The following is a 7,188-nucleotide window of genomic DNA, read 5'->3' as shown; positions in this document are numbered from 1 at the left end:
GCGGCTCAAGCGTTTCGGGTGACAATTTGAAGGTATGGCGCCAGAAATCACGTTCCCCCAAAATACGTCCCACCGGTTCATGCCCGATGCGACGCGCAATCATGTCGCGAAACGTATCAGCCTTGTCTGCAGAAACGACATCTTCAGGCCATGCACTGATCCGGCCACTATCCACACCTGCCGCCCGTGCCAGCAAAATGCGCGCATCCATACGCGCATTTTCAATACCGGCCTCGCTCAAGGCCGTCACGGCCTCGGCCATCAGGGCGCCAAGGTTTGAAGACGCGTCAGAAGACATGATCAGCTTTCAATTTCGGCAAGCTTTTGCGCCTGCTCTTCAGAGATCAGTGCATCAATCATTTCGTCAACCGCAGGACCACCGGCAATGAAATCATCCAGTCGGTAAAGGGTCAGGTTGATGCGATGATCGGACACGCGCCCTTGCGGAAAGTTATAGGTGCGAATGCGTTCCGAACGATCCCCCGACCCGACCTGTGATTTACGGTCAGCAGCACGTTCGCTGTCCTTGCTTTCGCGTTCCTGATCATAAAGACGCGACATCAGCATCTTCATCGCTTTTTCTTTGTTCTTGTGCTGGGATTTTGCTTCCTGGCTGGCGGCGACAACACCGGTCGGAATATGTGTAATGCGGACCGCACTGTCGGTGGTGTTCACGTGCTGGCCGCCTGCACCCTGCGAACGATAGGTATCAATACGCAGATCCTTGGGATCAATCTTGATGTCAACGTCCTCGGCCTCTGGCAGAACAGCAACCGTTGCCGCAGATGTGTGAATACGGCCGCCACCCTCGGTCACCGGAACACGCTGAACGCGATGCACACCGCTTTCAAATTTCAGACGGGCGAACACGTCGGTCCCTGAAACGTTCACGATCACTTCCTTGAAGCCGCCAATGTCGTTTTCACTGGCATCCATCTGCTCGAACTTCCAGCCACGGCCTTCGGCATAGCGCTGATACATACGATACAAATCAGCTGCAAACAGGGCTGCTTCTTCACCACCCGTGCCTGCGCGGATTTCAAGGATGGCGTTCTTGGTATCCGCACTGTCTTTGGGGATCAGCATCAGCTTCATCTGACGCTCGGCCTCGGGCAGCTTTTCCTGAATATCGTATTTTTCGGCTTCGGCCATTTCGCGCATGTCGCGATCACCGTCCGGATCCGCCAGGATTTCCTCGGCCTCGGACAGATCGTTCAGCAGCTTTTTATAGGCTTCGATTGCCTCGACCACCGGTGCCAGTTCCGCATGTTCGCGCGACAACTTTGAAAAGCCATCACCATCAAGCTCTCCGCTTGAAAGAAGCGCGTTGAGTTCGTCGAACCGGCGTGTAACGCCTTCGAGCTTCCCAAGGTCCAAACTCACTCTTTATTCTCCTGTTCAGGGTCGCCGGGTGCGCCATCGCCCCCAAGCGGCTTGTCTTCAAGTTCAAACAGGCGCGACAAAAGCTTCTGGGCCTTGACCCATTCCACAGTGCCTGCGCCGTCTGTTGTCGTCGCCAGATCTTTCAACGCCTGTGTTGGCGCATGCAAAAGACGATTAACCAAAAGCCGTGTGGCCTTTTCCGCATCGCCCTGGCTTTCGTTCAACGCCTCCGTGCGCACGGCTTCAAACCGCTTACGCAGATCGGCAATCGCGGGAACTGCCGCGCGCTGCGCGCGGTCACGGACAAAGCCATCAATCTCCGCCTCGATCAGTGCCCAGGCCTGATCGGCCTTTTCTTCGCGTCCGCCGCGCCCTTCGGCTGCGATTTTTTCCAGATCCTCGATCCGGTAAAAGAACACTTCATCAATCTCGTCGACCTGCGGGTCGATATCGCCGGGAACAGCCGTATCGATCATCAGAACCGGGCGGAACCGGCGACGCTTGACCGATGCGAGCGCGCGTTCCTTGTCGATCATATATCGGCGCGATCCACCCGCCGTCAAAACCAGGTCCGCCTCAGCCAGCAGGCGATCAAGGTCCCCGATCTCTGACCAGTGGCAATCCAGTCGCCGCGCGACCAGTCGCGCACGTGCCGTCAACCGGTCTGTGACCAGAATGCGGCCAATTCCCCGTTCTGCCAGCGATGCCGCAATCAATTCGCCCATATCGCCAGCACCGGCAACCAGCAAGGTACAATCACCAAGGTCACCATGAAGGTCGCGCGCCACCGATTGCGCAGCCGCTGCGATGGAAACGACACCCTGACCGATCCCGGTCTGATTACGCACCTTTTTGGCAATGGCATAGGCGGTCTGGTAAACCAGTTCCAACTCGCGCCCGACAAGATCATGTTTACGCGCGATCCGATGGGCATCCTTGACCTGCCCGAAAACCTCGGGCTCGCCAATTACCAGACTGTCGAGTGACGCCGCGACCGCGAACATGTGTCGAAGCGCATCCCGGCCAGACCGGATGTAAAGTTCGGCCGCCAATTGATCACGATCCAGATCGGCCCAAAGCGACATCAGATCAATCAGGCGTTCGCGGCCACGCTCGGCCTCGGATGCCAAAAGATGAATTTCGGTGCGATTACAGGTCGAGACGACAACGGCCTGCCCCAATCGGGCCTGCTCGATTGCAGCCAGAAATTGGGGCAATCGGGCTTCTTCAATAAACAGACGGTCTCGGGTGTCCTCGCTGGAGCGCCGATGATTGGTGCCGATCACCATCAGGCGATCCAGCGGCCAATCCCCGGCATCTTCATGCGAAATCCCGTCCGTCACACCATTCTCACTTCTTGCCGATCACATCAGCCAATTGGTCAAGCGCGACTTCCTGCTGCTCGCCGCTATCAAGGTCACGAAGCTGGGCAACGCCATTTGCAAGTTCGTCATCTCCAAGGATCACCGCCAGCTTGGCATTTGCCTTGTCCGCGCGCTTCAGGCGTTTTTTCATATTGCCGGAATAACCAAGTTCAACCGCAACACCACCTTCGCGCAAGGTCTGCGCAAGGTTGCGACATTTGGCTTCGGCCGCATCCCCCATCGGGACCAAGGCTACCGGGCGGGCACCCGCCGGTGCCTCGCCAACCATCAGGGCCAGGCGTTCAACACCAGCAGCCCAGCCAACGCCAGCCGTCTGCGGGCCGCCCATGGTCGAAATCAGCCCGTCATACCGGCCACCGGCCATCACCGTGCCCTGTGCGCCAAGGGTGTTGGTGGTGAATTCGAAACAGGTGTGGCAATAGTAATCAAGCCCCCGCACCAGACGCGGGTTCAGCTCGCAATTAATACCGATATCGCCAAGCCCTTCGGTCAGGCCCTTGAAGAATTCCTTGGAATGCTCGTTGAGGTATTCTGCAAACAACGGCGCATTCGCCACCAGTTCGCGATCGCCTTCATCCTTGGAATCCAGAATACGCAGCGGGTTCTTTTCAAGGCGCGAACGGCTGTCTTCTGACAGATTGTCAAAATGCCCCTTGAAGTAATCAACCAGAACATCGCGATAAGCCGCACGGCTTTCCGGATCGCCAAGGGTGTTAAGCTCAAGGGTGATGCTGTCCCAAAGACCAAGGGCCTTCAGGATATGCGCACCATAGCCGATCATCTCGATGTCGCCTGCGACCTGTTCAACGCCAAGCAGCTCGGCACCGATCTGGTGAAACTGGCGCTGGCGGCCTTTTTGCGGGCGTTCATACCGGAACATCGGACCATAATAGCTGACCTTGACCGGGGACATCTGCTGCATGCCGTTGGAAATATAGGCACGCGCAATACCCGCCGTTCCTTCGGGACGCAGGGTAATCTGTTCGCCACCGCGATCCTCAAAGGTATACATTTCCTTGGTTACAACATCGGACGTATCGCCAAGGGTGCGCGCAAAGACGTCGGTAAATTCGAAGATCGGCGTGGTCATGCGATGGTAGCCATACAACTCGCCGATTTCGCGTGCGGTATTCGCGATGTAATCCTGCAGACGGTTCTGTTCCGGCAGAAGGTCGTGCGTGCCACGGACGGGTTGAAGCGATGCCACTTTGGGTCTCCGATCTAGCTTGAATTCCAGATATTTGCGCGAAACATCAATCGGCGCAAACACATGCGAACATGAAAATAGCTTTCCGCCGGTGTGGCGGAAAGCCAAAAGTCTCCAATACAGCCTTGCTATTCCGCCGCGGTTTTCTTGGCGGCTTCTTCGGCTTCGATTTTTGCGGCACGTTCTTCGACCAGTTCGACGATATGATCGACCATCTTATCCGTGCTGACATTATGATCCGGGCGCCCGGAAATATACATTTTGTGGTTTCCACCACCGCCACCGGTCAGGCCGATATCGGTTTCGCGCGCTTCGCCCGGTCCATTAACGATACAGCCAATAATCGACAGTGAAATCGGGGTCGAAATATGCGCAAGGCGTTCTTCAAGGGCGGCGACGGTTTCCACCACATTAAATCCCTGTCGGGCGCAGGATGGGCAGGAAATGATCTGAACACCACGGGTGCGAAGGCCCAGGGATTTCAGGATATCGAAACCAACATGGATTTCCTCAACCGGGTCCGCTGACAGCGACACACGCAAGGTATCACCAATCCCGGCCCACAACAGGTTGCCCATACCAATTGACGATTTTACCGTACCGCCGCGCAGACCGCCGGCTTCGGTAATACCGAGATGCAGCGGATAGTCGCATGCCTCGGCAAGACCGTAATAGGCCGCAACGGCAAGGAACACGTCAGATGCCTTGACCGAAATCTTGAATTCGCGGAAATCCTGATCTTCAAGGATCTTGGCGTGGTTAAGCGCACTTTCGACCATCGCTTCCGGGCACGGTTCGCCGTAACGTTCCAGAAGTTCTTTTTCAAGCGACCCGGCATTCACACCAATGCGCATCGAACAGCCGTGATCCTTCGCCGCCTTGACGACTTCACGCACACGTTCGGTTGACCCGATATTTCCCGGGTTGATGCGCAGGCATGCTGCACCGGCCTCGGCGGCCTCGATGGCCCGTTTATAGTGGAAATGGATGTCGGCAACGATCGGGACATGCACCTGTTTGATGATGTCTTTCAGCGCAGCCGTTGATTCCTGATCCGGGCAGGACACACGAACGATATCCGCACCGGCTTCTTCCAGTCGATGGATCTGCGCAACGGTCGCGTTCACATCGGTGGTCAGGGTGTTGGTCATCGACTGCACAGAGATAGGTGCATCACCGCCGACTTCCACATCCCCGACACGGATTTTACGGCTTTGGCGGCGTTCAATATCGCGATATGGGCGGACGCTCATTTCCGATTCCAAAATGTTTTAGATGTCTTGGGGTGTATATAGCTTATCAAACGCAGATTAGAAACCGTTGGCTAGCAGATTTTCCGCCAGTTTTCGCATGGCTGTCACGAAAAAAGGCGACCCCGTCGGATCGCCTTTTGAAATTTGCCTGTTTTGACCACCCTTTCGGGGCAGTCAGACCTATTGAACAGTGGTTTCCTCGGTCTGGGTAAGATCACCGACATCAAGCGAGAAGTCCGAGATTACCGCACCATATTCACCGACCGGCTTGGCTTCTGCACCGTCAATGCTGTACGTCAGGGCACCAGCATTGCCGACTTCAAGTTTCAAGCCATCACGATTCGGAACCATATAGGTATCGCCAGCGGTCAACATACGGGTCAGAAGGACATTGCCGTCTTCTTCGCGGATACGAACCCAACTGGTTTCAACAGCCGAAATGGTTACACGGCTGTCAACATTGACAGCACCAAAGACGCGGGCGCCACCAGCATCATCCACTTCCGGTGCGGCCGGAACTGATGCAACTTCCGCTGCGGGTGCCGCCGGTGTTTCCGCGACCTGCTCTTCAACAGGTGCCTCTGCAACTTCGGCAACAACCCGGGCTTCTTCAGCAACCGGCGCAGCTTCAGGCACTGCTTCTACAACATCCTCGGTGACAGCAGGCGCTTCAACGGGCTCTGCAGGTGCTTCTGCGAGGTCGGTTACGCTTTCTGGTGCAAGCTCCTCAACCGGGGCTTCGGAAACGGCAGTTTCTTCGACCGGCAACTCTTCAACGGCACTTTCAGGTGCGACGGTAACAGATGGCTCCTGCTCCGAAATGACGGGTGCGGGGGCGTCCATTTCGGCCTCGGCGGCCTGTGCGTCCGCAGCGTTTTCAAGCGTGCGCGGCGCAGTTCCTTCGCTTGCCGTTGTCGAATAGCTTGCCAGCCGTTCGGGCAGCGGATCAACAAGATCCGCAATGGTTTTGCCCTGACTGGAAAGGTAATACCAGCCACCATAGGCACCAAGCCCCAGCATAACCGCAATCAAAAGAACGGCACCACCCGGCACCCGGCTTTCCTGAACCGGTTTCGGGAAGGACAGTTCACTGCGTACAGCTGGCGCGTTGCTTTCTTCACGGAAGCGGCGCGCGATTTCCGCGCCATCCAGTCCGAGATGTTCAGCATATGCCTTCACGAAGCCAAGGCCATAAGGACCGTTCGGCAGAGCCGAATAGTCACTGCTTTCGATGGCTTCGATGTAAATTCTACGAATACGTAGCATGCGGCAAACGTCTTCGACTGATTGCCCCAAACCATTGCGGGTTGCCTTCAGCAAGCTCCCGACTTCGGTGTAGCCACCGACCTGGTTGTTCTCTACGTCCATCACGATATCATTTGATGGCTCATCCCCGGACAAAGGCCTGAAACGAAGGCGCCCATGGGTTTCGTCATCCAAATGATCTTCCTTTCGCTTTTTGATCGCCAACTCCGCACCCCCACGTTACGATCTAGCAATAAAACTAGCAGATATCCCCACCAAAAGCGATTGTTTTTAAAGTTTTACACCGTGATCTATTGCGAAAGCCTTAAGACGTGATCGCAACGATCTGGTTGGATTATCCATCACGGTAAGGATGTAACGTTCAACTTCAGACTTGCACATACTTCTGACCATTTCCTTTACAGGACCGACAGACGCAGGTGCCATTGACAAACGCTTGATTCCCAAACCGATGAGGGCCATCGCTTCGAGCGGCCGTCCCGCCATCTCACCACAAATGGTCAGGCGGACGTCCCGCTGATCACACAATGTCACCAATTGCCGCATAAATGCAAATACACTTGGTGATAATGTGTCGTATCGGCCTTCAATCCGCGGGTTCCCACGGTCTGCTGCGAACATGAACTGCAACAAATCGTTCGTACCAACAGACAGGAAGTCAACACGATCAAGCAAGGCCGGAGCCTGCCAGATC

The 7,188-nt window shown here is 55.9% G+C and carries 6 protein-coding genes and 1 pseudogene; all 7 read right to left on the bottom strand.

Annotation, left to right across the window (positions count from 1 at the left end; all coding sequences use genetic code 11):
* Positions 1-298: pseudogene (locus B2R48_RS03560) on the bottom strand (peptide chain release factor N(5)-glutamine methyltransferase); the annotation flags it as partial.
* A gap of 2 nt (positions 299-300) precedes the next feature.
* A complete protein-coding gene (prfA, locus tag B2R48_RS03555) occupies positions 301-1,383 on the bottom strand; it encodes a peptide chain release factor 1 (protein WP_296997872.1) in 1,083 nt (360 codons plus the stop codon).
* Positions 1,380-2,726 carry a glutamyl-tRNA reductase gene (hemA, locus tag B2R48_RS03550; RefSeq protein ID WP_296997869.1) on the bottom strand — a complete coding sequence of 449 codons (1,347 nt, stop codon included), beginning with the start codon at positions 2,724-2,726 and terminating at the stop codon, positions 1,380-1,382. Before hemA ends, prfA begins: the two co-directional genes overlap by 4 nt.
* Before the next feature lie 7 nt (positions 2,727-2,733).
* Complete coding sequence (gene hisS / locus B2R48_RS03545; protein ID WP_296997866.1) at positions 2,734-3,975, bottom strand: histidine--tRNA ligase; 1,242 nt, start codon at positions 3,973-3,975, stop codon at positions 2,734-2,736.
* 128 nt (positions 3,976-4,103) lie between these two features.
* A complete protein-coding gene (gene ispG / locus B2R48_RS03540) occupies positions 4,104-5,228 on the bottom strand; it encodes a flavodoxin-dependent (E)-4-hydroxy-3-methylbut-2-enyl-diphosphate synthase (RefSeq protein ID WP_296997863.1) in 1,125 nt (374 codons plus the stop codon).
* A 180-nt stretch (positions 5,229-5,408) separates the two neighbouring features.
* Entirely contained in the window at positions 5,409-6,668 is a 1,260-nt protein-coding gene (locus tag B2R48_RS03535) for a helix-turn-helix domain-containing protein (RefSeq protein ID WP_296997860.1), read from the bottom strand.
* A gap of 96 nt (positions 6,669-6,764) precedes the next feature.
* Positions 6,765-7,188 (bottom strand): putative PEP-binding protein (locus tag B2R48_RS03530; protein ID WP_349676142.1); only part of this gene is annotated, 424 nt, incomplete at its 5' end.

The organism is Thalassospira sp. UBA848, assembly GCF_002295455.1.
GTDB lineage: Bacteria > Pseudomonadota > Alphaproteobacteria > Rhodospirillales > Thalassospiraceae > Thalassospira.
This window is presented reverse-complemented; position numbering and strand designations above follow the sequence as displayed.

Excerpts from the sequence above, each read along its gene's own strand:
- ispG (WP_296997863.1), bottom strand. The coding sequence starts at position 5,228 with ATGAGCGTCCGCCCATATCGCGATATTGAACGCCGCCAAAGCCGTAAA.